28 protein-coding genes are annotated in these 25,147 nt (G+C 65.2%); 15 read left to right on the plus strand and 13 right to left on the minus strand.

Features of this window, described 5'->3' with window-relative positions:
* Positions 1–303 precede the first annotated feature (303 nt).
* The 3 genes from RAD16_RS21430 to RAD16_RS21440 are packed head-to-tail and all read left to right on the plus strand — an operon-like array spanning position 304 to position 4,340.
* Positions 304–1,713, plus strand: a complete 1,410-nt coding sequence (locus tag RAD16_RS21430) for a DegQ family serine endoprotease (RefSeq protein WP_458159846.1) — start codon at positions 304–306, stop codon at positions 1,711–1,713.
* The gene (locus RAD16_RS21435; RefSeq protein WP_458159847.1) at positions 1,710–3,047 is read left to right on the plus strand and encodes a replication-associated recombination protein A; all 1,338 of its coding nucleotides are present in this window, start codon (positions 1,710–1,712) and stop codon (positions 3,045–3,047) included. Before RAD16_RS21430 ends, RAD16_RS21435 begins: the two co-directional genes overlap by 4 nt.
* A gap of 51 nt (positions 3,048–3,098) precedes the next feature.
* Positions 3,099–4,340: an RluA family pseudouridine synthase gene (locus RAD16_RS21440; protein WP_458159848.1), complete on the plus strand. Its 1,242-nt coding sequence runs from the start codon at positions 3,099–3,101 to the stop codon at positions 4,338–4,340.
* A 140-nt stretch (positions 4,341–4,480) separates the two neighbouring features.
* Here the strand turns inward: RAD16_RS21440 and RAD16_RS21445 are convergent, their stop codons facing one another.
* On the minus strand, positions 4,481–4,927 hold the full coding sequence (locus tag RAD16_RS21445; protein ID WP_458159849.1) for a hypothetical protein: 447 nt from the start codon (positions 4,925–4,927) through the stop codon (positions 4,481–4,483).
* A 175-nt stretch (positions 4,928–5,102) separates the two neighbouring features.
* Between RAD16_RS21445 and RAD16_RS21450 the strand changes: the two genes are divergently transcribed.
* From RAD16_RS21450 to blaOXA, 4 genes are all read left to right on the plus strand, one after another.
* Positions 5,103–5,897, plus strand: a complete 795-nt coding sequence (locus RAD16_RS21450; RefSeq protein WP_458159850.1) for an ATP12 family chaperone protein — start codon at positions 5,103–5,105, stop codon at positions 5,895–5,897.
* A 58-nt stretch (positions 5,898–5,955) separates the two neighbouring features.
* Positions 5,956–7,578 (plus strand): flagellar hook-length control protein FliK, encoded by a 1,623-nt coding sequence (gene fliK / locus RAD16_RS21455; protein ID WP_458159851.1) that lies wholly within the window; start codon positions 5,956–5,958, stop codon positions 7,576–7,578.
* A complete protein-coding gene (locus RAD16_RS21460) occupies positions 7,575–7,838 on the plus strand; it encodes an EscU/YscU/HrcU family type III secretion system export apparatus switch protein (protein WP_458159852.1) in 264 nt (87 codons plus the stop codon). The genes fliK and RAD16_RS21460 overlap by 4 nt, the downstream gene beginning before the upstream one ends.
* Positions 7,839–7,945: 107 nt before the next feature.
* Positions 7,946–8,803, plus strand: coding sequence for a class D beta-lactamase (gene blaOXA, locus RAD16_RS21465; RefSeq protein ID WP_458159853.1), 858 nt, complete (start codon positions 7,946–7,948; stop codon positions 8,801–8,803).
* A gap of 297 nt (positions 8,804–9,100) precedes the next feature.
* Here blaOXA and RAD16_RS21470 read toward each other — a convergent pair whose 3' ends face one another.
* From RAD16_RS21470 to RAD16_RS21480, 3 genes are all read right to left on the minus strand, one after another.
* Positions 9,101–10,105 carry a dienelactone hydrolase family protein gene (locus RAD16_RS21470; RefSeq protein WP_458159854.1) on the minus strand — a complete coding sequence of 335 codons (1,005 nt, stop codon included), beginning with the start codon at positions 10,103–10,105 and terminating at the stop codon, positions 9,101–9,103.
* Between the two features lie 75 nt (positions 10,106–10,180).
* Positions 10,181–10,774, minus strand: coding sequence for a hypothetical protein (locus RAD16_RS21475; protein ID WP_458159855.1), 594 nt, complete (start codon positions 10,772–10,774; stop codon positions 10,181–10,183).
* Between the two features lie 173 nt (positions 10,775–10,947).
* Positions 10,948–11,352 carry a DUF4260 domain-containing protein gene (locus RAD16_RS21480; RefSeq protein ID WP_458159856.1) on the minus strand — a complete coding sequence of 135 codons (405 nt, stop codon included), beginning with the start codon at positions 11,350–11,352 and terminating at the stop codon, positions 10,948–10,950.
* A 149-nt stretch (positions 11,353–11,501) separates the two neighbouring features.
* Between RAD16_RS21480 and RAD16_RS21485 the strand changes: the two genes are divergently transcribed.
* On the plus strand, positions 11,502–13,034 hold the full coding sequence (locus tag RAD16_RS21485; protein ID WP_458159857.1) for an acyl-CoA carboxylase subunit beta: 1,533 nt from the start codon (positions 11,502–11,504) through the stop codon (positions 13,032–13,034).
* A gap of 404 nt (positions 13,035–13,438) precedes the next feature.
* Complete coding sequence (locus RAD16_RS21490) at positions 13,439–13,786, plus strand: hypothetical protein (protein ID WP_458159858.1); 348 nt, start codon at positions 13,439–13,441, stop codon at positions 13,784–13,786.
* Positions 13,787–13,795: 9 nt separating this feature from the next.
* Here RAD16_RS21490 and RAD16_RS21495 read toward each other — a convergent pair whose 3' ends face one another.
* The 4 genes from RAD16_RS21495 to RAD16_RS21510 form a co-directional block, all read right to left on the minus strand.
* Positions 13,796–13,948, minus strand: a complete 153-nt coding sequence (locus RAD16_RS21495; protein ID WP_458159859.1) for a hypothetical protein — start codon at positions 13,946–13,948, stop codon at positions 13,796–13,798.
* A gap of 93 nt (positions 13,949–14,041) precedes the next feature.
* Complete coding sequence (locus RAD16_RS21500) at positions 14,042–14,692, minus strand: glutathione S-transferase family protein (RefSeq protein WP_458159860.1); 651 nt, start codon at positions 14,690–14,692, stop codon at positions 14,042–14,044.
* Between the two features lie 201 nt (positions 14,693–14,893).
* Complete coding sequence (locus tag RAD16_RS21505; RefSeq protein ID WP_458159861.1) at positions 14,894–15,307, minus strand: hypothetical protein; 414 nt, start codon at positions 15,305–15,307, stop codon at positions 14,894–14,896.
* A gap of 247 nt (positions 15,308–15,554) precedes the next feature.
* On the minus strand, positions 15,555–17,513 hold the full coding sequence (locus RAD16_RS21510) for an alpha/beta hydrolase domain-containing protein (protein WP_458159862.1): 1,959 nt from the start codon (positions 17,511–17,513) through the stop codon (positions 15,555–15,557).
* A gap of 104 nt (positions 17,514–17,617) precedes the next feature.
* On the opposite strand from RAD16_RS21510, the gene RAD16_RS21515 reads away from it, so the two are divergent.
* Together RAD16_RS21515 and RAD16_RS21520 are read left to right on the plus strand one after the other, a co-directional pair.
* Entirely contained in the window at positions 17,618–17,776 is a 159-nt protein-coding gene (locus tag RAD16_RS21515; protein ID WP_458159863.1) for a hypothetical protein, read from the plus strand.
* Between the two features lie 212 nt (positions 17,777–17,988).
* The gene (locus tag RAD16_RS21520) at positions 17,989–18,282 is read left to right on the plus strand and encodes a twin-arginine translocation signal domain-containing protein (protein ID WP_458159864.1); all 294 of its coding nucleotides are present in this window, start codon (positions 17,989–17,991) and stop codon (positions 18,280–18,282) included.
* A 138-nt stretch (positions 18,283–18,420) separates the two neighbouring features.
* Here RAD16_RS21520 and RAD16_RS21525 read toward each other — a convergent pair whose 3' ends face one another.
* The 3 genes from RAD16_RS21525 to RAD16_RS21535 form a co-directional block, all read right to left on the minus strand.
* The gene (locus RAD16_RS21525) at positions 18,421–18,663 is read right to left on the minus strand and encodes a GCG_CRPN prefix-to-repeats domain-containing protein (protein WP_458159865.1); all 243 of its coding nucleotides are present in this window, start codon (positions 18,661–18,663) and stop codon (positions 18,421–18,423) included.
* Between the two features lie 192 nt (positions 18,664–18,855).
* A complete protein-coding gene (locus tag RAD16_RS21530) occupies positions 18,856–19,866 on the minus strand; it encodes an alpha/beta fold hydrolase (protein ID WP_458159866.1) in 1,011 nt (336 codons plus the stop codon).
* A gap of 165 nt (positions 19,867–20,031) precedes the next feature.
* Entirely contained in the window at positions 20,032–20,730 is a 699-nt protein-coding gene (locus tag RAD16_RS21535) for a metalloregulator ArsR/SmtB family transcription factor (protein WP_458159867.1), read from the minus strand.
* A gap of 166 nt (positions 20,731–20,896) precedes the next feature.
* On the opposite strand from RAD16_RS21535, the gene RAD16_RS21540 reads away from it, so the two are divergent.
* Genes RAD16_RS21540 through RAD16_RS21550 form a run of 3 tightly spaced genes read left to right on the plus strand, consistent with a single transcriptional unit; the run spans position 20,897 to position 22,441 of the window.
* Positions 20,897–21,205: an NIPSNAP family protein gene (locus RAD16_RS21540; RefSeq protein WP_458159868.1), complete on the plus strand. Its 309-nt coding sequence runs from the start codon at positions 20,897–20,899 to the stop codon at positions 21,203–21,205.
* Positions 21,206–21,229: 24 nt separating this feature from the next.
* The gene (locus tag RAD16_RS21545; protein WP_458159869.1) at positions 21,230–21,580 is read left to right on the plus strand and encodes an antibiotic biosynthesis monooxygenase family protein; all 351 of its coding nucleotides are present in this window, start codon (positions 21,230–21,232) and stop codon (positions 21,578–21,580) included.
* Between the two features lie 51 nt (positions 21,581–21,631).
* Complete coding sequence (locus RAD16_RS21550) at positions 21,632–22,441, plus strand: isocitrate lyase/PEP mutase family protein (protein WP_458159870.1); 810 nt, start codon at positions 21,632–21,634, stop codon at positions 22,439–22,441.
* 67 nt (positions 22,442–22,508) lie between these two features.
* Here the strand turns inward: RAD16_RS21550 and RAD16_RS21555 are convergent, their stop codons facing one another.
* Positions 22,509–22,904, minus strand: a complete 396-nt coding sequence (locus tag RAD16_RS21555) for a hypothetical protein (RefSeq protein WP_458159871.1) — start codon at positions 22,902–22,904, stop codon at positions 22,509–22,511.
* A 166-nt stretch (positions 22,905–23,070) separates the two neighbouring features.
* Between RAD16_RS21555 and RAD16_RS21560 the strand changes: the two genes are divergently transcribed.
* The gene (locus tag RAD16_RS21560) at positions 23,071–23,715 is read left to right on the plus strand and encodes a trimeric intracellular cation channel family protein (RefSeq protein WP_458159872.1); all 645 of its coding nucleotides are present in this window, start codon (positions 23,071–23,073) and stop codon (positions 23,713–23,715) included.
* 126 nt (positions 23,716–23,841) lie between these two features.
* Here RAD16_RS21560 and RAD16_RS21565 read toward each other — a convergent pair whose 3' ends face one another.
* The gene (locus RAD16_RS21565; protein ID WP_458159873.1) at positions 23,842–25,053 is read right to left on the minus strand and encodes a c-type cytochrome; all 1,212 of its coding nucleotides are present in this window, start codon (positions 25,051–25,053) and stop codon (positions 23,842–23,844) included.
* Between the last annotated feature and the right edge of the window lie 94 nt (positions 25,054–25,147).

Consider the following 25,147-nt stretch of genomic DNA (forward strand, 5'->3'; position numbering starts at 1 on the left):
CATTCTTTGATGAACTTCCCCAAGTCGTGGCGGAGAGCCTAGGTATGATCGATGACTGCCCCGCGACGGCGCACCACGGTTGCGTGGTTCCCACTGGTGCAAATTCGCCGCAACCGAATCCGTCACGGAACAGAATGCTGGATGATGCGCGTCATGCCAATCTATCGCGCCAGGCGACTTGCGATTTTGCACGGAGGCTTGCATTCCGGCGACACCCGGAAGGGGGGTGAATAATGCCGCCCGGCGGCCTTCTATTGGCGGGCGAACGCGCCTATATTCCGGCGTCTTTTCCGAGAGGTAGGAATGTTTCGATCGACCTGGACCGCCGCCATCGTCACGGCATTGTGCATAGCGTTTTCGGCCCACCTCCATCCTGCTGCGGCGCAGGACCGTCGTGTCCCGTCGTCGCAGGCCGAGCTGCGGCTGTCCTATGCGCCGATCGTGCAGCGGGTGCAGCCGGCGGTCGTCAACGTCTATGCCGCCAAGGTGGTGCAGAACCGCAATCCGCTGCTCGACGACCCGTTGTTCCGCCGCTTCTTCGGCGTGCCGGGCCAGCAGCAGGAGCAAGTGCAGCGCTCTCTCGGCTCGGGCGTGATCGTCGATGCTTCAGGTCTTGTCGTGACTAACGTCCACGTGATCGAAGGTGCCGATCAAGTGAGGGTCTCGCTGTCGGACAAGCGTGAGTTCGAGGCCGAGATCGTGCTGAAGGATTCGCGCACGGACCTCGCGGTCCTGCGTCTGAAGGATTCGAAAGAGAAGTTTCCGGCGCTCGAATTCACCAATTCGGACGAGCTGATGGTGGGCGACGTCGTGATGGCGATCGGCAACCCATTCGGCGTCGGTCAGACCGTGACTCACGGCATCATCTCGGCGCTTGCGCGCACGCAGGTCGGCATCACCGATTACCAGTTCTTCATCCAGACCGATGCGGCAATCAATCCCGGCAATTCCGGCGGTGCGCTGGTCGACATGAATGGCCGGCTGGCCGGCATCAACACCGCGATCTATTCGCGCTCCGGCGGCTCGCAGGGCATCGGCTTTGCGATTCCCGCCAACATGGTGCGCGTCGTCGTCGCCTCCGCCAAGAGCGGCGGCAAGGCGGTGAAGCGTCCGTGGCTCGGCGCGAAGCTGCAGGCGGTGACGCCCGAGATCGCCGAGAGCCTCGGCCTGCGCTCGCCGACCGGTGCGCTGGTCGCAAGCGTGGTGCAGAACGGCCCCGCGGCGAAGGCCGGCCTGAAATCATCCGATCTCATTACCGGCATCGACGGCCAGACCGTGGATGATCCCAACGCCTTCGACTACCGCTTCGCAACCCGTCCGCTTGGCGGCACCGCGCAGATCGACGTGCAGCGCGGCAGCAAACCGGTCAAGCTGACGGTGGCGCTGGAGACCGCGCCGGATACGGGGCGCAGCGAGCTTGTGATCACCGCGCGTTCGCCGTTCCAGGGCGCGAAGGTCTCGACCATCACGCCGGCGGTCGCCGACGAGCTGCACCTCGACGCCGACACCGAAGGCGTCGTGATCGCCGACCTCGGCGGCGACAGTGCGGCTGCCAATGTCGGCTTCCAGAAGGGCGACATCATCCTGGCCGTCAACAACCAGAAGATCAGCAAGACCGGCGATCTCGAGAAGGCCGCGGGCGAACGCCCCCGGATCTGGCGCATCACGCTGGTGCGCAACGGTCAGCAGATCAACGTCACGCTGGGCGGATGAGTTCGAAGCGACCACAGGAGACGCCAACTCTCTTTGCCGCGGCGGGGCTCGATCACGAGGCTCCGCATCCGCTGCCGGATCGGCTGCGCCCGCGCGCGCTGTCGGAGGTCGTAGGGCAGGACCACATCCTCGGGCCTGATGGCGCGCTGACGCGCATGCTGGAGACGCGCACGCTGGGCTCGCTGGTGTTCTGGGGCCCGCCCGGCACCGGAAAGACAACGGTGGCGCGGCTGCTGGCGGATGCCACCGACCTCCATTTCGAGCAGATCTCCGCAGTGTTCTCCGGCGTCGCCGATCTCAAGAAGGCGTTCGATGCCGCGCGGGCCCGCCGCGAGATGGGCAAGGGCACGCTGCTGTTCGTCGACGAGGTGCATCGCTTCAACCGTGCGCAGCAGGATTCGTTTCTGCCCGTCATGGAAGACGGCACGGTGGTGATGGTCGGCGCCACCACCGAGAACCCGTCCTTCGAGCTCAACGCGGCGCTTTTGTCGCGCGCGCGGGTGCTGGTGTTTCGCTCGCTCGATGCCGCCGCGATCGAAAAGTTGTTCGCGCACGCCGAAGAGGTCGAAGGCAGGAAGCTGCCGCTCGATGCCGAGGCGCGCGCGGTTCTGGTGCGCATGGCCGATGGTGACGGCCGCGCATCGCTGACGCTCGCCGAAGAGGTCTGGCGTTCGGCGCGCGCGGACGAGATCTTCAATGCCGCGCAGTTGCAGGACATCCTGCAGCGCCGCGCGCCGATCTACGACAAGTCCGCCGATGGCCATTACAACCTGATCTCGGCGCTGCATAAATCGGTACGCGGCTCCGATCCCGATGCGGCGCTGTATTACCTTGCGCGCATGCTCGACGCCGGCGAGGACCCGCTGTTCCTGGCCCGCCGCGTTGTGCGCATGGCGGTCGAGGACATCGGGCTCGCCGATCCGCAGGCGCTCGTCATCGCCAATGCGGCGAAAGACGCCTTCGATTTCCTCGGCCATCCCGAAGGCGAGCTCGCGATCGCGCAGGCCGTCGTCTATCTCGCCACCGCGCCGAAATCGAACGCGGTCTACACCGCCTTCGGCACGGCGATGCAGGTGGCAAAGCAGGCCGGCTCGCTGCTGCCGCCAAAGCACATCCTGAACTCGCCGACCAAGCTGATGAAGTCGGAAGGCTACGGCACCGGCTACGCATACGACCACGATGCCCCCGACGCCTTCTCCGGCCAGGACTACTTTCCGGAAGCCCTGGGTCGCCAGACCTTCTACGACCCGCCCGAGCGGGGCTTTGAGCGCGAGATCCGCAAGCGGCTGGATTACTGGGCCAAGCTGCGCAAGGAGCGGGGTGGCTCACGCTAGAACGGCCATTTCGTCGTGACGAAAGGCCGCTTTTAGGGTAGGCAGGCAACCATGAGCCGCCGCATCAAAAGAACCGATCCCAAGCCCCGTTCGCGCGATGAGCGCAAGGAATCGCGCCCGTTCAAGGCGCGGAGCGCGTCAAAGGCTGGGCCGCGTCCGGGCGGCAAGCCCAGTGATAAGCCCGGCGGCAAGCCGCCACGTTTTGCGGGCGAGCGCGCCGAGCGGCGTCCGCCCAAAGCCAAGCTGGAGAGGGCTGAGCTGGAAAGGGCCGCGCCTGAAAAGTCCGTCGAGGCGCTGCTGCCGACCAAGGTTCAGACCGTCACTGTCACGGCCGACGAGAACAACATGCGCGTCGATCGCTTCCTCGAGGCGCGCTTTCCCGGCCTGTCGTTCTCCCACATCCAGCGCGTCGTCCGCAAAGGCGAGCTGCGCGTCGACGGCAAGCGCGTCGACAGCAAGGACCGCCTGGAGGAGGGGCAGAGCGTCCGCATTCCGCCGCTGAAGCTGGATGCGCCGAAGGTCGTCGGCGAGCTCTCGGAAGCCGCGCAGAAGACGCTCAAGGCGCTGAAGGAGATGACGATCTATGAGGACGACGACGTCCTCGTCCTGAACAAGCCCGCCGGCCTTGCCGTGCAGGGCGGCTCGGGCATGACGCGCCACATCGACCAGATGCTGGAGGTGATGCGCGATTCCAAGGGCCAGAAGCCGCGCCTCGTGCACCGCATCGATCGCGAGACGTCGGGCTGCCTGCTGATCGCCAAGACGCGCTTCGCCGCCTCGCATCTGACCGGCGCGTTCCGCTCGCGCTCGGCGCGAAAGGTCTATTGGGCACTGGTGCCGGGCCTGCCGAAGCCGAAGCAGGGCCGCATCTCGACCTTCCTGGCGAAGGAAGAGAGCGAGGACGACACCATCATGCGCATCGCCCAGCATGGCGACGAGGGCGCGAGCCACGCGGTGACCTATTACGCGGTGGTCGAGACCGCCGGCAACAAGCTGACCTGGGTGTCGCTGAAGCCGGTGACGGGCCGTACCCATCAGCTCCGCGCCCACATGGAGCATATCGGCCACCCCATCGTCGGCGATCCCAAATATTTCAACATCGAGAACTGGCAGCTGCCGGGCGGCCTGCAGAACCGGCTGCATCTGCTCGCGCGCCGCATCGTCATCCCGCATCCGCGCGGCGGCTTTATCGACGCCACCGCGCCGCTGCCGCCGCACATGCAGCAGTCATGGAATCTGCTCGGGCTGGACGCCAGCCGGTTTGATCCGATCGAGAACGCGCCGGAGGAGTAGGGGCTGAGCTCCGCTGCCAGCCCCGTCATTGCGAGGAGCCCTCGCGACGAAGCAATCCAGATTGCCTCCGCGGAGACAGTCTGGATTGCTTCGCTTCGCTCGCAATGACGGCGAGGAAAGAGCGGTGGCCTCCAGCGCCCTCAATTCCGAAACTGCTCCAGAAACATCCGCAAGCTGTCATGCGGGCTCTCGACATCTGTGATCAGCCAGCCCTCGGGGCCGTTGACCAGGACGAAGTTCAGCGCAACCCGGCGGCCGTGATTGTCGAAATTCGCCGCGACATAGGTCTTGTCGAATTGCCTGCGCACGACCGCAATCGCGACGGGACCGAGCTTCCAGCTAGGGCTCTGCACCAGGAAATCGTAGGGCTCGACCTTCGGCGTGCTCCAGGCCTTGCGCAAGGGCAGATCGAAGAATTGCTGGGCAGTGGTGGCATCGCGCGGCAGGCCTTTGGACAGCTCCGGCGCGCCCTCGCCGTAATAGGCATAGACGTTGCGGACCAGCGATTCCGGGGTGCGAAAGCCGGCCTCCGCCGCGGCCAGCCAAAGCCCGGCGAACAGGGCTGCAATGCCCGCAAGTTCCCTCATGCCCGCTGCTCGCTTTATCGGCCGCCGGTCTTATCTTAAAAGCCTAAAGCGCGATGCGATTGGGAGCAATCGCCACCGCGCTTTAGCTTGTTATTTGAGCATGATCCTTTCGGAAAACCGCCACACACTTTTCCGGATCATGCTCACCATCCAGCGACCGGGACCGAAAACTCACATGCGCGAATTGTTCGAAGAAGCAGCCAGCCAACCCCCGCCGGATCCGCGGGAATCGGCGCGTGCGTCCGCGCGTACGCCGCTGCGCAAGCGCTTCTACAAGGAGGCCGGCGTCACCGAGGCCGAGGGCGGCTTTGCCATCACGCTCGACGGCAAGCCGATCCGTACACCCTCCGGCCGGCAGGTGGTGATCCCCTCGCGCGCGCTGGCCGACGCCGTGGCCGCGGAATGGGCCGCCCAGGGCGAGACGATCGACCCGGTGACCATGCCGCTGACGCGGATCGCCAACAGCGTGGTCGAGGGCGTTGTCGACCGCGTCGAGTTGGTCAGCGACGACCTTGCAAAATACTTCGAGTCCGACCTGCTGTTCTATCGCGCCGGTCACCCCGAGGGGCTGGTCGCCCGCGAAGCCGCGCATTGGGACCCCGTGCTGTTCTGGGCCGCGGAGGCGTTGGGCGCGCATTTCATCCTGTCCGAAGGCGTCATGCACGTGAAGCAGCCGGACGAGGCCCTTCAGGCCGCCCGCGGCGCGCTGCCGGGGGATGCCTGGTCGGTCGCAGCCCTCCACATCGTGACGACCCTGACCGGCTCGGCGCTGCTGGCGCTGGCGCTGGCCCATGGCGTGTGCGATGCCGGCCAAGTCTGGGCCGCCGCCCACGTCGACGAGGACTGGAACGCCGAGAAATGGGGCGTGGACGAGGAGGCGGCCGCCCGCCGCGCTGCCCGCCTGAAGGATTTTGAGGCCGCCGTGGCGGTGCTGGCGGCCGTGAACGCGCCGGCAGCCAAAGGTCCTTAACGAGAGGTTTACGAGGGCGGCCTTAGGGTGGGACCAGCGTTCCCCGGGCCCCCTTGAGATGCCGACGCCGATAAGCTCAATCGTCCCCGTCAGTGCCGCCAGCCCCGTGGCTGATGCGACGACGCCCGATCTCGCGCTCCAGGCCGGCAGCGTCGTCGACGCCAGGGTGGTCAGCGTGCTCGCCGACAATCTGGTGCGGATCGCGATCGCCAACCTCTCGATGGACGTGATGTCGGAGGTGTCGCTGACACCGGGGCAGAACCTCCAACTCGCGGTGTCGCAGAATGACGGCACCATCCGGCTCGCCGTCATGAACGGCGCAGGCGAGGCGACCGCCGACCAGATCACGCTGACGCCGCGCGCGGCGTCGCTCATCGACAGCCCGTCGCTCGCACCATCCGCGACCGCGCCCCGCAATCCGCTGACGCCGCTGGAGCAAATTGCCGTCACCGCCGCCTCGGCCGAGGCGGTGACAAAGCAGGGCAGCCAGGCGCCGCTGTTCGCCAATCTTGCCTCCGTTGTCACCGGCAGCGACCTGCCGGCGGGACTGAAGCAGGCGGTGCTGGACGTGCTGGTGCAGCAGACGCCGCTCAACACCGCCCTTGATGGCGGCGATATCGAATCCGCGTTCCAGAAGTCCGGACTGTTCCTCGAGGCTTCGCTTGCCGCCGGCGCAACGCCGTCCTCCGGCACTGTGCCGGATTTGAAGGCCGCGCTGCTGGTGCTGCGCCAGACGCTGGCGACGCTCGAGGCCGCCGCGCCTCAGGCGCAGAGCGGCGCGCTTCCGGCGAACGCCACGGCCACACCGCAGGTCGCCGTCGCGCCGGCTCTGGTCGAGAGCGAGGCCGCGCAATCCGCATTGCCGTCAGCCGGATCTGAGGCCGCCCAAGCGCCGCAATTTCCGCGCAACGTCAATCTTGCCGCAGCCGTGCTGGCCGACATCGCCGGCAACACGTCCCAGGCGGCGGTGCCGCGAACCATGTCGGCCGGTCTTGCCGCGAGCCTGTTGCAGGAGGTGACGCAAAACCTGCCGCGCATGATCGGGAACGTGCCGGGCGCCAACAAGGCCGTTCCTGATGGCCACATCTTCGAGGCCGCGGCGCGCGCGACGACGCCACCGCCATTTCGGGGTGCACTGCCGTCGCCGCAGTCCATCGCCTCGCCATCGCTCGCGCCGGATACACCGCTCTCCGCAACGGTGCATCGTCTGCTCGACGACACCGACGCCGCGATCGCGCGGCAGACGCTGCTGCAGGTCGCTTCGCTCCCTGACCGGACCGATGCCAGCGGTCATCGTATCGACCCAACCGTGCCGCAGTGGAATTTCGAGATTCCGTTTGCGACCCCGCAGGGCACGGCGATGGCGCAGTTCGAGATCTCGCGCGACGGCGGCAATGACTCCGCCGATCCTGCCAAGCGCGCCTGGCGCGCGCGCTTCACGCTCAATGTCGAGCCGGCCGGCCCCGTGCATGCGCTGATCACGCTCAACGGCGACAAGACCTTCGTGCGGATGTGGGCGGAGCGGCCGACCACCGCGCAGCAGCTCCGCGCCGGCATCAACGAGCTCAGCCAGGCGATGACGCGCGCCGAGCTCAAGCCCGGCGACATCGTGGTTCGCGACGGCACGCCGCCGCAGCCAGCACCGGCCCGCGCCGGCCACTTCCTGGACCGCGCCACATGAGCGATGCACCAAAGCTCGCCATTGCGCTGCATTACGAGAAGGGCACCAACGCGCCCGTCGTCGTCGCCAAGGGCAAGGGCACGATCGGCGAGAAGATCGTCGAGATCGCGAAAGCCAACGACATCCCGATCGAGGAGAACGAGATTCTGGCCGGCGCGCTGTCCAAGGTCGAGCTCGGCGAGGAGATTCCGCCGGATCTCTACAAGGCCGTCGCAGAGGTGCTAGTGTTCGTGCTGCGGCTGTCGGGGCGGGGGCGATAGAGCATGATCCCGACCCGAAGGGCCGCGTTAGCGCAAAGTGTGTAGCGGTTTTCCGAGCAGATCATGCTCAAGAGATAACTGTCATCGTTTCACCACGTAGCGGCTTCATGGTCGCGCACGCTTTCATCGTTCAACGGACATCGCCCTTGATCACCCGCCGTTCCACCCTCGGTCTTCTTGCCGCAGCTGCAATCGTGCCGTCGCGCGCGCTCGCTCATGTCGCGCCGCCGCGCAACGAGATCCGCGACAGCCTTGCAAAACGCTTCACTGACCTTGGCACGTCAGGCACTTTCGTCGGCTACAAGGTCGAAGACTATCTGATCGTCGCCAGCGACAAGGAGCGCTCGGGCGAGGGCAAGCTGCCGGCTTCGACGTTCAAGATCCCGAACTCGCTGATTGCGCTCGAAACCGGCGTGGTCGTCGATCCCGACAAGGACGTCTTCCCGTGGGACGGCGTGAAGCGGCCGATCGAGGCCTGGAATAAGGATCACACGCTGCGCAGCGCGATCGCGGTCAGCGCGGTGCCGGTCTATCAGGAGATCGCGCGCCGGATCGGCGAGGCACGGATGCAGAAATATGTCGACATGTTCGACTACGGCAATCGCGACATCGGCGGCGGCATCGACCAGTTCTGGCTGACCGGCAATTTGCGCATCGACCCGATCGAGCAGATCGATTTCGTCGACCAGCTGCGCCGCCGCTCGCTACCGATTTCGAAGCGCAGCCAGGATCTCGTCGCCGACATCCTGCCGGTGACGAAGGTCGGCGACAGCGTCATTCGCGCCAAGTCCGGCCTGCTCGGCGCCGAGCGCGGCGAGCCGTCGCTGGGCTGGATGGTCGGCTGGGCCGAGAAGGGCGAGGCGCACACGGTGTTTGCCCTGAACATGGATTGCAAGGAGCAGCGCCATATCGAGGCGCGCATGACGCTGACGCAAGCCTGCCTTGCCGAGATCGGCGCGATATAGCGTGACCGCGCTCACCAACGTCATTGCGAGGAGCTCTTGCGACGAAGCAATCCAGACTGTCTCTGTTGTGGGATTCTGGATTGCTTCGCGGAGCCTGTCATCGGGCCGCGCTATGCGCGGACCCGTTGGCTCGCAATGACGGACGCCAACGCAGGCCTCACGTGCATCTCATGGCGAGCTGCCGCAGGGTGGGCAAAGGCGCGTGGCTCCGTGCCCACTATTTCTCTGAAACCACGGACGTATCGTGGGCACGCTTCGCTTTGCCCACCCTACGGCAGCGCGTGCGGAGAGGCAGTCTCATCCCAGCTTGAACAGCGCCTGCAGAAACTCCTCCACCGCCTTCCGCGACTCTGCCGCCGTCGTGGGATTGCCGCCGACATGCGGGTTGAGCTCGACGCAGGCATCCTTGTAGGTGAAGGGCGCATTGGTATCGCCGTTCATCAGCACGCTGCCGTCGCCCTCCCTGATCTTGCAGTTGCGCACGGTCTGCGCGTTCGCGGACACCGCGACGGTGTTGACGCCGAGCAGGCCGCTGTCAAAACCGTGGGCGCTGTCGGGATATTCGGTCAGCACAACATCGCGCCCGGCCACCTTGAGCCGTTCGACGAAGGCCTTGCAGCTCCTCACGGGATTGTAGTCATCCGGCGTGCCGTGGAAGATGCGGATCGGGCGCGCAGCGACCTCGCTGTCGCCGACATAGGTCGTCGAACAGTCCGGGTAGAACGGGATGTAGGCCGCGAACTGCACGCCGGACTTGTTCCAGAGCTTGTTGAAGCGCTCGAGGCTTGCATAGAGCGTCGCCTGGCCGCCGCGTGAAAAGCCCATCAGCACGATGCGGTCAGGATCGACGCGCGGATGCTTTGCGAGGATCTCCAGCGAGCGGTAGATGTCGACGATCAGATTGAGCCGGCCGAGCAGGGCCTGGTTCGGCCCGACAACCGTCAGTCCGCGGCCGGTAAAGCCGTCGATGACGAAGGTCGAGATGCCCATGGCGTTGAAGGCGTGCACCCAGGCTTCGGTGGTGGCGCCGACGCCGCTGGAGCCATGCATCAGCACCACGACAGGAAGCTTGCCGCTGCCCTGCGCCACGCGGAATTCGCCGGCGACCGTCACCGGCTTGGCGGCGGCTGCATCGCCGCTGAGGAATTGCTGGTCGGAGAGGGTGAGCGAGGGGATCGGGTAGATCTCGGCGCGGGTCGCGACCTCCCTGGGCAGGGCCTGCGCGACGGCCTCGCCGCTGACGAATGCACTCGAAGCGCACAGCGCGATGAGCGCGGCTACAGCGCGCCAGTTGGTGGCCATCGGATCCTCCCTGATATTTTTGCCGAGTAGACCAACCGGCCCGCGCGCTGTCAATTTGACGCGGGGGCGTCCGCCTCAGGCGCTGTCAGCTTTCTTCACCGCCAACGCCTGGTCGATGGCAAAGCCTCCGATCTCGCTCATCGCTTGCGAGATCACGTCCCCCTTGCGGGCAAAGCCTGCGGAGAGGACATCGAACTGGGTGCGCGCCAGCCGCAGCACCTCGATCGGCACGGAGACGACGGTGTCGTTGAAGCTGTCGACTGAGGTGCGCAACGTATCGAGCTCGGTGGTGAGCTTGCCGATATGGCTCTCGGCGTGCTGCATCAGGCCGAGCAGCTTCTCGCGCTCGGCGTCGAATGCGGCGCGCCCGGCGGCGGCCGCAGCCGTCACTTCGGCAAGCTGGATGCGCAGCGCCGCGATCTGGCCGACCATGGCGTCGGAGGCAAGCTCGGCGGCCTCGCGCAGCTCGACATGACGCGCGTTCTCTTCCTGCGTCTCGTGAAAGAGCCGCTCGGCCGACATCGCCCGCCGCGTCAGCGACTCGATCAGCGCGGCCGCGCGCAGCAGCATGTCGCCGTTCCGTCCCGATACCATGCTGGCCATGCGCCGCAGGAAATCGACGGTTTCGGACGAGGGGCTCGGCGGCAGTGGGACGACCGTCGCGGACATGGGTGATGCCTAACCAGGGCACAATGACCGCCGCCGTACCGACTGGGCTCACGCAACTTTCGGCGCCTGATCGCTGGGCCTGGAGCAAGCCTGAATCGCCCGGCCGGGTCAACTGGCTGGCGCGGCATTCGTAGCCCGGATGGAGCCAACGGAAGCGGCCGCCAAAGCCGGGGTCAGGCGTCCTTCTGCCGGCCGATCCGGCCGAGATGAGTAAAGCCGAACCCGGCCGAATATTTCAGGCCATAGCCGAGCGCGCGGTCGATCCCGATATGGGCGAGCCAGATCAAGGCGATGGAGAGGGTGAGAGGCGAGGCGAGGCCGAAGCCCAGCGTCAGCAGGGCCACCGGCGCCATGTAGCTGTGGGCGGCGTTGTAGACCAGCGCGCCGAACTTGGCGTCGGACAGGTAGGCCAGGAAGCTCAGATCGGGCACGAGGAACAGCAGGGCAAACACCAGCCAGGAGCCGTCCCAGGCCCAGTAGAGCATCACCATGCCAGCGAACAGGGTCAGGCCCTCGAGCCGGAGCAGGATGTTGACGCCGCCTGTCGCGGCGCCGGTCTCGGCAGCTCTCTCGTCCATCGTCGTCTCCCAAGCAAAACTTTGTAATTCCTTGCGCTTTCACGCTGCGGCAGGGCAGCCCTGCGGCGCCGAAAGCCGCTTCCCGGCCCGCAAAATGCCGTGTTAGAACCCCCGGCAATCGCATTTAGGCTAAGAACTGGCGGGAGCAAATGAAACATATCCTGGACGCCCTTGAAGATCGTCGTGCCGGCGCAAAGCTCGGCGGCGGGGAGAAGCGCATCGAGGCGCAGCACGCCCGCGGCAAGCTGACCGCCCGCGAGCGCATCGAGCTGCTGCTCGACAAGGGATCGTTCGAGGAGTTCGACATGTTCGTCGAGCACCGCTCCACCGAGTTCGGCATGGAGAAGAACAAGATCCCCGGCGACGGCGTCGTCACCGGCTGGGGCACCGTTAACGGTCGCAAGACTTTTGTGTTCGCCAAGGACTTTACCGTATTCGGCGGGTCCCTGTCGGAAACGCACGCGCTGAAAATTACAAAACTGCAGGACATGGCGATGAAGGCGCGCGCGCCCATCATCGGCCTCTATGACGCGGGCGGCGCCCGCATCCAGGAGGGCGTCGCCGCGCTCGCCGGCTATTCCTACGTGTTCCGCCGCAACGTGCTCGCCTCGGGCGTGATTCCGCAGATCTCCGTCATCATGGGCCCGTGCGCCGGTGGCGACGTTTATTCGCCCGCCATGACCGACTTCATCTTCATGGTGAAGAACACCAGCTACATGTTCGTCACCGGCCCTGATGTGGTGAAGACCGTGACCAACGAGGTCGTCACCGCGGAAGAGCTCGGCGGTGCCTCGGTGCACGCCACGCGCTCCTCGATCGCTGACGGCGCCTTCGAGAACGACGTCGAGACGCTCTTGCAGATGCGGCGCCTGATCGACTTCCTGCCGTCCAACAACACCGACGGCGTGCCGGAATGGCCGAGCTTCGACGACACCGCCCGTATCGACATGTCGCTCGACACGCTGATTCCCGACAATCCGAACAAGCCCTACGACATGAAGGAGCTGATCCTGAAGGTCGTGGACGAGGGCGATTTCTTCGAGATCGCCGACATGTTTGCCAAGAACATCGTCACCGGCTTCGGCCGCATCGCGGGCCGCACTGTCGGCTTCGTCGCCAACCAGCCGATGGTGCTCGCCGGCGTGCTTGACAGCGACGCCTCGCGCAAGGCCGCGCGCTTCGTGCGCTTCTGCGATGCCTTCAACATCCCGATCGTCACCTTCGTGGACGTGCCGGGCTTCCTGCCGGGCACCGCGCAGGAGTATGGCGGCCTGATCAAGCACGGCGCCAAGCTGCTGTTCGCGTATTCGCAGTGCACGGTGCCGCTGGTGACCATCATCACGCGCAAGGCCTATGGCGGCGCCTTCGACGTCATGGCCTCCAAGGAAATCGGCGCCGACATGAACTACGCCTGGCCGACCGCCCAGATCGCCGTGATGGGCGCCAAGGGCGCGGTCGAGATCATCTTCCGCTCTGATATCGGCGACCCCGACAAGATCGCCGCGCGTACCAAGGAATACGAAGACCGCTTCCTGTCGCCCTTCATCGCCGCCGAGCGCGGCTACATCGACGACGTCATCATGCCGCACTCGACGCGGAAACGGATCGCTCGTGCGCTGGCCATGCTGAAGGACAAGAAGGTGGAAGCGCCGGCGAAGAAGCACGACAATTTGCCGCTGTAGAGGGAAGCGCAGGGCGGGTGAGGCGAAGCCGTAGCCCGCCTTATGTATTGGAAGCAGATGGCCGAAGACGAGCCTGACATGCCGAGTGTCTTCGACTTGCCTGAATCTCATCCTCTGCGCGTCGCGCACAAAAAGTGCATCAATCACCGCGCAGACATCGAACGCAGTCAACTGTGCGGTTGTTTCTATTGCAACGAGACGTTTGGACCAGATCGGATTGTCGATTGAGTTGATAAGGACTCCACAGCTCTATGCCCGGAGTGCGGGGTCGACAGCGTAATTGGGGATGCAGATCACCAAATTGTTTCTAGAGGAAATGCATGCTGCTTGGTTTAGCTGAGCCAGTTCGCTGCTGTCGCTGTGCCACGCCAGTTTTGTCCCGAGTATCGGCGATTTGAGGTCCCATGACCGAAGACGATCTGACCGACGAAATCTCCGACATCGAAGACCGGATCGAGCGTCTCGCCGAGATCGCCGAGCGGTGCCGGAAATACATTCTGGCCTCCAAGATTGCGATCGGCGGCGGGGCTGCGCTGCTGCTGATCACGATCCTCGGGCTGTTCGGGACCGGTCAGACCGCCGCGCTCGGATCGATCGCTTTGATCCTCGGCGGGATCGTATCGCTCGGCTCGAACATCAGTACGCTGCGGCAGACGGATGAGGCAATTGGCGCTGCGGAGGCGCGGCGCGCGGCGTTGATTGGAACGATCGACCTGCGCCTGGTCGCAGATGCGCCGCTGAAGCTGATGTGACGCGTCGCCTCACGTCGCGGCTCTCAGCGTCAGCACCACCAGTTCGGCGCGGCATTCGGCGGCGAAGGTTTGCAGCCGCTTCACGGTTTCCTCGTCGAGGATCGTCTTTGCCAGACGCTCGGCGCGGGCAACCTGCTCCTTGAGATAATCGATGCGGGCCATGTGGCACCTCCCGCCGGAATAATTTGAAGCAAATTGCTTCGTTCCGGCGGTGATGCACGGATGGCTAACAGCGAGTTAATTGTGTGCGGCGGGTCACGCGCGGGCCTTATCCGCCGCGGCGAAATGCGCCATCTGGTCGGCGTGGGCTTTTGCGAAGGCTGGACGGCCGGTGGCGCGCGCGACGTAGGCGCGGCAGGCGGGACTGTCCGCCAGCCCGCCGAAACCACCGACGACGCGCAGCACGTCGGACATGAGGATGTCGGCGACGGAGAAGGAGCCCGCCAGCCATTCGCGTCCTGCCAGCACCGTCTCGAGATGCTTGAGGCGAAGCTTGAGGAAGTCGTCCACGAATTTCCACGCCTGCGTGTCGCTCGGATGGCCCATGAACTTCGACATCGTCCAGGGCAGGCTCGCCATCTCCACCGAGTTGAGCGCGGCGAACAGCCATTCCGTCGCCTCAACGCGGCGGCGCGCATCGGTAGGCAACAGCTTCGCGCTGAGCCCGCCGAGATGCAGCAGGATCGCGCCGCTCTCGAAGATCGAGATATCGCCGTCGGTCAGCCAGGGCACCTGGCCGAACGGCTGGTGCGCGAAATGATCGGGGCCGCGGTCGGCGAACGGCGTGCTGGCGACGCGATAGGGCAAGGCACCTTCTTCGAGCGCCCAGCGCACCCTGAGGTCGCGCACATAGCCGCGCGGCGGCGGGGGAACCCAGTCGTAGGTGATCAAGGTAAGGTCGGCCATGCGGTGTCTCCGTGCTGTCTCAGGCATAGGACGTATGGAGGCACCCCGCTCCGACACGGGGCGCGCGAATTTTTGCAAGGGCCGCGGTGCGTAGGGCGGATTAGCGCAAGCGTAATCCGCCGTCTTTTTGCGGTGACGAAGAACGGCGGATTACGGCAGCGGACTGCGCTTCGCGCAGCCGCGGCCTAATCCGCCTACGGCTCATCGGCAGGCCGGATAGCCGAAGCGCTTGACGATTTCGCGTCCCGAGATCGGATGGAACGCGAGGGTGTCCATGAAATGGTTCTCGGTGACGTATTGGCGCAAGGCGGCATTGTAGGTGCTGGCCATTTGTTGGGTGCGCGAAGGGCTGATGATGCCCTTTCTCATGGAGCCGCCAGCGTGAAACAACAGGGTGGCGCCTGATGTGACGCAGACATTGCGGATCGAAAGGAACATCGTGCAGGCGGATTGACAATGGCCGTCGATGCGAAAGCGCTCGCCCGATGCGTTGTACTGCTGGATCACCGCGAGGAATCGATCAAACTCGTATGGATTGGCCGCGCCGTAGCCCATATGCAGGGACGAGACGGAGCCATCGGCGTATGCCTGATGTCCCGTCAGGCTGCAGAACATGCAAAGAAATCCAAGTGCACTCAACGCGCGCGCCAATCGCTGTGATCTGTTCAAAGTGTTCTCCCAAATAAATTGAGTTGGTATGAACGCGCAACTGCATCACTTTGACAGAGATCGCAGGGCGGGCAAAGGCGCGGTTGCGCCATGCCTACCATTTTTCGCTTGCTGAGAGGTGATGGCACGCTTCCGCCTTCGCTCTGCGAGCTACGGCGGACAAGTCGCTTTGCCTACCCTACGGGGTCGGTGCTTATTGCCCGAGCTTCGCCAGCTTGCCTTGCTTCGCCGCTTCCACCGCACGCTCCGCATCCTCAGGCAGCAGTGTCCGCTCCGCCACCTGCCGCGCGGCCTCGCGTTTCACCGCGGCCACATACGCTCCGTCATCCGCGTATCGCTCCGCGATCGACAGCCTGGGATCGTGCACCTCCTTTCGTGCGGCCTCGGTCGGTCCGAACGGCACGACTGCGCCTTGCAGCGGATACAGCGCCGTCGGCCCAAATCCCTGCGCGCGCGGATTCCACGCGGTGTAGGTCGCGCGCGGCACCGCGAGTGCGAGCTGGCGAATGCCCGCGATCGCCATGCCGTCATCGTCGGCCTTCGGCACGAACACGGGATAGCGGCCGATCTCCTTGGGCGGCAGCACGCTCTGGTCGGAGAAGGCAGCCAGTGTGTAGATGCCGGCATAGGGCAGGCCGGGGATATCCGTCGGCACGGCGCCTTGGGCCGCAACCAGCGTGCCGTGGGCGCGCATGGGGATGCGGCTTGCGGGCGGCCTGGTGCCGTCGCTGATCCAGGCGTTGAGGTCGGTGAGCAGCGCGCGCATCGGCATGCCCGCATGAACAGGGTTTTGCGGCAGCGACATCGCTGGCACACCCTTCTGCATCACGTCGGCGGGGCCGGCGAAATGCGGTGTGCCCGAGATCATGTAGGCGCGAACGTTGTCGGGGAGGTCGAGATGGTTGCCTGAGAGATCGGTGACCAGCAGGGAGGCGTGCGAGGCCCACCATTCATGCTCGCTGTCGGTCTGCATCACCTTTGGACAGGTCGCCGAGAGCGTGCAGCGGCGCAACAGGCCGTCGGTCTTGCCGGAATAGGGATCGCTCAGACTCGCATAGGTGAACGGGAACAGATCGGCCTGCCACGCCGGATCCTGCAGATGGCGCGGGTTGCGGCCGGGCTGGCCGAAGCGGACATTGGTCGCCATTCGCCGCGTGCCCGCGACATGCGGCATCAGGCCCTCGAACACCGTGCGGCCCGACAGATCCTCGTTGAAGCCGAGATAGAGGAAGTCGCGCAGGAAGCGGCCGGATTGCGAGGCGCCGAAGCCGATGGCGCGGGTCACCGACGGATGCAGGCCGTTGAGCAACGGGTTCGCCTGGGTCTCGTCGTGGCGGAGGAAGCTGACGACGTCGCGGACAGCGGCATAGCCCATGCCGAGCGGCACCGGATCGCGTGCGGTGTAGGTGATCTCGTAGAGCGCGCCGGCGTCGAAACCGTCGGGGCGGGTGATCTCGACAATGGTGGGATCGACCAGCTTTGCGGAGAGGCCTGACGGCGTCTGCCGCGCATCGGCCCAGGCCGCGCGCACGGTGACGTTGAGATTGGCGGGATCGGCGGCCGGCCAGGTCAGCGCCGCGCGCGCCGGGCTCGTCGTGTTGTCGAACACGAATTCTTCGCGCGCGGGGCCGCTGACGTTCTTGATCACCGGCGCGCTCAGCGCGAGCTGCCCCGGCTTGGAGGGAATGTCACCCTGCCAGCCGACCCAGACCATCGTAAAGCCCTGGCGGTGAAGGAAGCCGATGCCGGCATCCTCGGCCTTGTCGGCGTCGTTGGCGCCGGGCTGGGTGGAATCGTCGAACAATTGCGGTGCGAGCTTTCGGCCGCGATTGGGCACCTCCAGCAGCAGCGTGCCGTTGCCATGGGTGGGATCGCTCGGTCTGAGGATCACGACGTCGGCGGAGGCCTCGACCTTGCCGTCGGCGCCGCGCGGAGCGAGCGCGAGATCGGTGATGACGGCGTTGCGGTCGTCGGAAGGGTTGAGCGCAAATGTCGCGCGCGCGGTGATGCGCTCATAGGTGCCGACGTTACCAAAGCTGCGGCCGGCGAAGGCGGGCACGCGTTCGGTGATGCCGAAGCGTACGATTTCGGCGGGTGAGGCGGCCGGCCACAGGCATGCGGTCGCAACGAGGCCGGTGATGATCCTGCGCATGGCCATTCCCTGTCTTTTCGGCGCGACCATTGTCCGTCGCGCGGGCTTTTTGTTGCCGCCACTATAACCGTCTATAGTGACGTCAAACAACCGGAGGAAATCCGATGCCCGCCGGATTCTTCGTCGTTCGCGCCACGGTCACCGACGCCAGCAAGCGCGCCCGTGATGCGTTGACCAAGCTCGTCGCCGATTTCAATCGCGACTGGCCCGAGATGAAGCATACGCGCGAGACGCTGGTGCTGGCGCAGGAGTTTGCGAAGTAGCGCACTTGTAGCCCGGATGGAGCGAAGCGTAATCCGGGGGCTGCGCCTTACGGAGAGACTTTCCCGGATTGCGCTGCGCTCCATCCGGGCTACAGCACAACGACTCCTGTCACCGTTGCAATGAAGCTGAACGCGCGATTCAGTCGCAGTTCATGTCGCGAGCCCGACACTTCCTTCGCATCATGCAATGCTGGCCTCAAGAGGAAGATGTCATGGAACGCCGCAATTTTCTCAAACTCGCATTCGGTGTCGCCGCGGGGGCGGCCGCATTCACCGCCGCCGCACAGGCCGCGCCGCTCTCACCGCAGTCGGTCGGTGCTCCCGGCAGCATCAAACAGCCTGATGCCGATGTGCATCCGGCAGTCACCAGCAGCGATGAAGCCGCGCAGCTCAAGCCCAAGCTGGTCCACTGGCACGGCCACGGCCATTGGCATCATCGCCATTGGGGCTGGCGTCACCGCCACTGGGGTTGGCCTCATCGCCATTGGCGTCGTCATCACTGGTAAGCTTCGCGCAAGCCAGACTCTAAACGGGGATCGCGATCGCGGTCCCCGTTTTGATTCGAAAGTCAGCGCGCGGGTGCCCAAAAAGAAATGGCCGCGCAGCGATCCCGCGCGGCCATCTTGCATGACAAAAAGGTCAGATCAGATCGGGCGGCAGCGGCCACCCCACCAGCGGAAGCCATAGGGGCACACGCGCGGGCGCACCACGACGACCGGCGCGGGCGCCGGTGCGACGACGACGACCGGCGGGCGCCCGGCCATCGGACGGCAGCCACCGTACGGGCCGCGATACCAGCCGGGGCCGCAGCCCTGCATGGCGCTGGCCGCTTCGCTGAAACCGACGACCGCGCTGGCGAGCATGACGGCGGCAAAGAGATATTTCATCTGATCTTCCTTCTTGTCCTTGGGGGCAGATTCGTCAGGGAGGGCGCTTGCGGCGCACAATGAATCAAAAGACACGATTCGACATGTTAAATTTTGCGGCACATCGACACGTCGCGATCCAAATCTGCCAATCATGACCTGAATGCGGCATGAACGTTCCCCCGCATGCGGCTTCAGGCGACATGAACGACGCTAGCGGCCGAGAAAGCCCAGCACCAACTCGCGGTACTTCTCCGGCGCCTCCAGGAAGACGAGATGGCCGGTGTCGGGGATCACCTCGGCCCGTGCGTTCGGCATCTTTGCCGCAAACGCCTTCGCCAGTTCCGCGTTCTGTCCCATCTTCGCGCGCAGCGCCTCCGGCGCGAGAGGACGGCCCGGCGCATTGTGATCGTCGGCGCCCATGATGAACAGGGTGGGCTCGGTGATGAGAGCAATCTCATGCGCGACCGGCTCGCGATAGATCATCTGGCCGGAAGAGACGAAGGCGCGCAGCCAGCGCGGGTAATCCGGGCTGCCCTTGATGTTGAAGCGCGCATCGATGAACGGCGTGATGGCGTCCGGCGGCAGCTTGATCGCGTAGTTGGTCTGGAGCTGCTTGCGATAGCCGTCGGCGGTGAGCTTGTCCTCGCTTTCGATGATCTTCTCGGTCGGCGTCGGCGGCACGTAGAGGCGGTAGTCTTCGAGGCCGATCGGCGCGGTCAGCACGAGATGGGCGACGCGATCGGGATAGGCGCGGGCGATGCGCACGCCCAGCATGCCGCCGAGCGAATGCGCGACGATCTCGGCCTTGTCGATCTTGAGATGGTCGAGCAGCGCGATAGTGTTGCGCGCAAGATTGTCGAAATGCAGCTCGCCCGCGGGCTTGGAGGATTTGCCGAAGCCGATCTGGTCCGGCACCACGACACGATAACCCGCATCGCTCAGCATCTTGATGACGGGCGCCCAGTAGCTCGACGGGAAATTGCGCCCGTGCAGCAGCACCACGGTGCGGCCGTTCGGCTGCGCAGGCGCGACGTCCATATAGACCATGCTGAGCTGCTCGCCGTCATTGGTGACCGGCAGCAGATGCACGGGATAGGGATAGGCAAACCCTTCGAGCGCGATGCCGTAGGGCTCGCGTTGGGGCGTGTCGGCGGCATATGCGGAAGCTAGCGGGGCGGCGAGGAGGGCGGCGGCGAGCGCGGCCGAGAAGATGCGGTTCATTGAGGTCTCCGTCATGCCCGGGCGAAAACGCGAAGCGCGTCTTCACAAGATGTCCCGGGCATCCACGTGCCAGTCGCAATAAAGACGTGGATGGCCGGGTCAAGCCCGGCCATGACGGCGGTGAGAGTTCACACGCAAACGTGTGCCGTCACGCGAGCCGCGTGATCAGTCCTTCCCGCTGCCGAACAGCGCCGCAAACTGCTTCTCGCCGGCGCGGGTGAAGTTCACCACGCGGCTGCCGGGCGTGGCGTCGCGTGCGGCCCATTTCAGCTCGGCGAAACGCTGCATCATGGCGGCGCCCAGCGTGCCGGCGAGATGATGGCGCCGCTCGCTCCAGTCGAGGCAGGCCTTGCAGACCGGACGGCGCGGATGGCTGAGCATGTCCGGCGAAATCTGCAGATGCTTTGCGAGGAAGCGCTCGCCTTCAGTCGTCAGCTCGATCTCCTGCTTCTTCTGCCTGATCAGGTTTCGCGTGCGCAAGGAGTCGAGCATCTGCACGCCGAGATCGCCGGCGAGATGATCGTAGCAGATCCGCGCGCGCCTAAGCGCCGGATCCTTTGGGCCCGTGCGCACACGCATGTGGCCGGTGCGGGCGGCAAGGCCTGCAAGGCCTTCGAGCACGCCGGCGACGTCATCGTCGGTCAGGCGGTAGTAGCGGTGGCGGCCCTGCTTCTCCGGCTCGACCAGCCCGCCGGCCTCGAGCTTCGAAAGATGCGAGCTCGCGGTCTGCGGCGTGATGCCGGCCTCCTGCGCGAGTTCGCTCGCGGTGAGCGCGCGGCCGTTCATCAGCGCCGTGAGCATGTTGGCGCGGGCGGGATCGCCGACCAGCGAGGCGACCATGGCGATGTCGGGGCCTGATTTCATGCTTCGATGGTAGCCGAAGCATTGTGGTCGGGCAAGAGCGTAGCCTCTCACCAGGTCGTCATTGCGAGGAGCGCAGCGACGAAGCAATCCTGACTCTCCCCGCGGAGGGATTCCTGGATTGCTTCGCTGCGCTCGCAATGACGGTGTGGAAACAGGAGAGCCCATCATGTCCGTCACCGTCTTCATCCGCTACCAGCTCGATCCCTTCAAGCGCGTACAGTTCGAGGAGTACTCAAAACGCTGGCTCACCATCATCCCGAAATGCGGCGGCGACCTGATCGGCTATTTCATGCCGCATGAGGGCACCAATAACATCGCGTTCGCGCTGATCACGTTCGAGAGTCTCGCCGCCTATGAGGCCTATCGCGCACGGCTGCGGCAGGATAGCGGGGGCATGGCCAATTTCCATTTCGCCGAGGAGCACAAATTCATTCTCGCGGAAGAGCGCACCTTCCTGCGCAAGGTGGTATTGTAGGCCACCAACGCGAAGGAGATGCCCATGATCGCCGTGATTTTCGAAGTCTGGCCCAAGCCGGAACATCGCCAGGACTACTTCGACCTCGCGGCAGATCTGAAGCCGATCCTGCAGACCATCGACGGCTTCATCTCGGTCGAGCGCTTCGAGAGCCTGACCGAGAAGGGCAAGATATTGTCGGTGTCGTTCTGGCGCGATGAGGCTGCGGTGCAGGCGTGGCGCAACACGATGGAACATCGCCGCACCCAGGCCAAGGGCAGGGCGCAGATTTTTGCGGACTACCATCTGCGCATCGCCAGCGTCATCCGCGACTACGGCATGAATGATCGCGAGCAGGCGCCGAAGGACAGCCGTGCGGTACACGACGCGCACTAGCGGCGTCGAATGCGCGTGCCTATGTCTCCGCGGCCAACAAGGGAGAGAAACATGCATGTGACAACCGCTGACAAGCGCGCGACGTTCAGGAAGATGCACGAGAGCGGCTGCTTCATTCTGCCCAATCCGGTCGACGTCGGCAGCGCCAAGGCGTTGCAGCATCTCGGTTTCAAGGCGCTGGCCTCGTCGAGTGCGGGCTTTGCCTGGACCATCGGCAAGGCCGACAACCACGTCACCGTCGAGGATGTCTGTCAGCATCTGGCAGCATTGAGCTCGTCCGTCGATATCCCCGTGAACGCGGATTTCGAGGGTGGGTTCGCGGTCGAGCCGGACAAGGTTGCCGACAATGTCGAGCGCGGTGTGCGCACCGGCGTTGCCGGCCTGTCGATCGAGGATTCCACCGGCGACAAGGACACGCCGCTCTATGATCGTGCGCTCGCGGTCGAGCGCATCAAGGCCTCGCGCAAGGCCATCGGCGACAGCGGCACGCTGCTGGTCGGCCGCTGCGAGGCTTATCTGTGGGGCGTGACCGATCTCAAGCTCGTCATCGACCGGCTCACCGCCTACGCGGAGGCCGGCGCCGACTGCCTCTACGCGCCGGGCCTGAAGAGCCGCGAGGACATTGCCGCGGTGGTGAAGGCTGTCGCACCAAAGCCGTTCAACCTGCTGATCGGTGCGTCCGGCCTGTCGCTGAGGGAGGCCGAAGATCTCGGCGTGCGCCGCATCAGCGTCGGCGGCTCGCTCGCCCGCGCCGCCTGGGGCGGCTTCATGCGCGCGGCGAAGGAGATGGCGGAGAAGGGCACGTTCACGGAGCTCGGTAGCGGCTATCCCTGCGGCGAGCTCAACAAGATGTTCAGCTAGACTGCCGGAGCTAAGGGACAGCGGCAGGACCTTTCGATCCCGCCGCTGTCGCATAATGCTGCAGTCTTTACTTCGCGCCGTCAGACGGGGTCTGCGTATCCGGAGCCGGCTTGCTCGGCGCGGCACCGGTGGTCGTGCCCGGCTCGGTGTTGCTGCGCGGCGTCACGTCACGCATGCCGGGAGGCGCCGCCGGATTGGTGGACGGAGCCTGCTGCGCGGTCTGCGTGGCCGGTGTGTTGCCGGCCTGGTTGCCCGTGCTTGAGTTGTTCAGGCCATAGAACACGGCGCCCAGCACCAGGGCGACAGCTACGGCAAACAGCGCGACCTTGCCGCTGGAGGCGGGGCCTTCGCCCAATTCAGGGTCGGCCTGGAGGTTGGCATCCTGCTGGCGCGCCATGCGAAGATACTCTTCGTCGCTGAGGTTCGGGCGATACGGATCGTTGGGAAAACGGTCGTCAGCCATCGATTGGATCTCCTCGTTGATTGCACCCTGACAACCCTCAGGTGCGAGATTCCGTTCCGCGCGCGTTATGCTTTCGTCTCATGTTGCCGTCAGGCGGGGAATCGGGAACCTGTTCCGTTGGGAACCCCGCGCATAAGTTCCATCACGGGGAGGAGGGGACAAGACGATGTGGAGCCTGCCGCCGAGCGATAGTGTGCTGCATTTCCTGTCGCTGGTTGCCATCGCAGCGCAAGGCATGACCGCTGCGCTCGCCGCGGGCCGGCGCAGCATGGACTGGCTCGGGGTCTGCTTCCTCGGCTGCATCACCGCGCTCGGCGGCGGCACGCTGCGCGATCTCTTCCTCGGGCATTATCCGCTGGCCTGGGTCGCCAATCCGATCTATCTCGCGCTGGCCGGCGGCGCGGCCTTTCTCACCATCCTGATGGCGCGGCTCGTGCATCGGCTCAAGGTCGCCTTCATCGTGCTCGATGCCATCGGCCTCGTCGTCTTCACCATGGCCGGCTGCGACGTCGCCTGGCAGATGGATGCCACGCTCCCGATCGTCATCGTCTCCGGCATGGTGACGGGCTGCGCCGGCGGCGTCCTCCGCGACGTGCTCTGCAACGACGTGCCGCTGCTGTTTCGCTCCGAGCTCTACGCCAGCGTCTCGGTCGTGACCGGCCTGTTCTACGCCACCGCGTTCGGCCTCAAGCTCAATGCCGAGCTCTGGACCATTTTGACCTTCATCCTCGGCATCAGCTTCCGCCTGTTGGCGGTGCGCTACAAATGGGAGATGCCGAAATTCGTGTTCACGGGGGATGAGGAGAGGTAGAGGTTACATCGTCTCACTCTATCCACGTCATTGCGAGCGCAGCGAAGCAATCCAGGACCTTTCCGCGGAGGGATTCTGGATTGCTTCGTCGCTTCGCTCCTCGCAATGACGGGGAGAGAGCGCCAGCTACGGCTCCTGCCGACGCGCCCTTGCCACCTGCGACGGCGTCACCAGCGGGGCGGCATTGCCCCAGGAATTGCGGATGTAGTTCGTCACCGCGGCGATCTCCGCATCGGACAATTGCCTGGCATATCCCGGCATCTCGCCGGTGTTGGGCGCGCGCGGCGTCGTCACGGTGTGGGCGCCGTCGAGGATGATGCGCAAGGTCGAGGCCGGATTGACCGATTGCAGCAGCGCGTTGCCGGGCAGCGGCGGATAGATCCTTGGCGCGCCCGAGCCGTCGGCCTCATGGCAGGCGATGCAGAGCTTTGCGTAGACCGCCTGGCCGGCCTTCATCTCGGCATCCTCGAGCGGTGTCACGATGGTCTCGCGCCGCGACGGCGGCAGGTCCTTCAGGTACTCCGCGATCGCGCGCACATCGGCATCGCTCATCTTCGCCGTCGAATTGACGATCACCTCGGCCATCGGCCCGCCGGCATGGCTTTTCGCGTTGCGCCCGTTCTGCAGATATTCGGCGATGTCCTCGGCGCTCCACGATTTCAGCCCGGTGCGCGCCGCGCCATCGAGCCTTGGCGCGTACCAGCCGCCGACCTCGTTGCCGGAGAACGCCTGCGCGGTCTTGTCCGCGCCAAAATAGTTCTTCGGCGTGTGGCAGGCGCCGCAATGGCCGAGCCCGGTGACGAGATAGCCGCCTCTGTTCCACGCCGCGCTCTGGCTCTGGTCCGGCTCGAACAGGCCGGGGTTGAAATACGCGGCATTCCAGATCCGCATCAGGCCGCGATGGCCGAACGGCCAGCGCAGCTCCGGCGGCTTGTTGCGGTTCGCGACCGGCGCCAGCGTGCCGAGATAGGCGCGGATCGCCAGCGTGTCGTCCTTGGTCATCTTGGTGAAGTAGGGATAGGGGAACGCCGGGTAATAGTTGGAGCCGTCAGGCGCGATGCCGTAGCGCAGCGCGCGGGTGAAATCGGCGTCCGCCCAGGCGCCGATCCCGGTGTCGCGGTCCGGCGTCAAGTTCGGCGAATAGATCGCACCGAACGGCGTGTCGATCCGCTTGCCGCCTGCGAACGGCTTGGCCGGATCGGCGGTGTGGCAGCCCGCACAGCCGCCGGCCTCGACCAGCGTCTTGCCATAGGCGATCAGCTCAGGCGACGGCTCGGCGGCCAGGGCCGCGTTCGCAATCGCACTGCACAACGCGATCACAGCCAGAATCGTCCGCATGCTCGGTCTCTCCTGCGACCAATCGCCCGCATCCTGCGCGATCGGGACGTCACGTCATTTCGCGACGGCGGGGGTATGGTGACACAAATTGAAA

This window comes from Bradyrhizobium sp. 18BD (genome assembly GCF_054185225.1).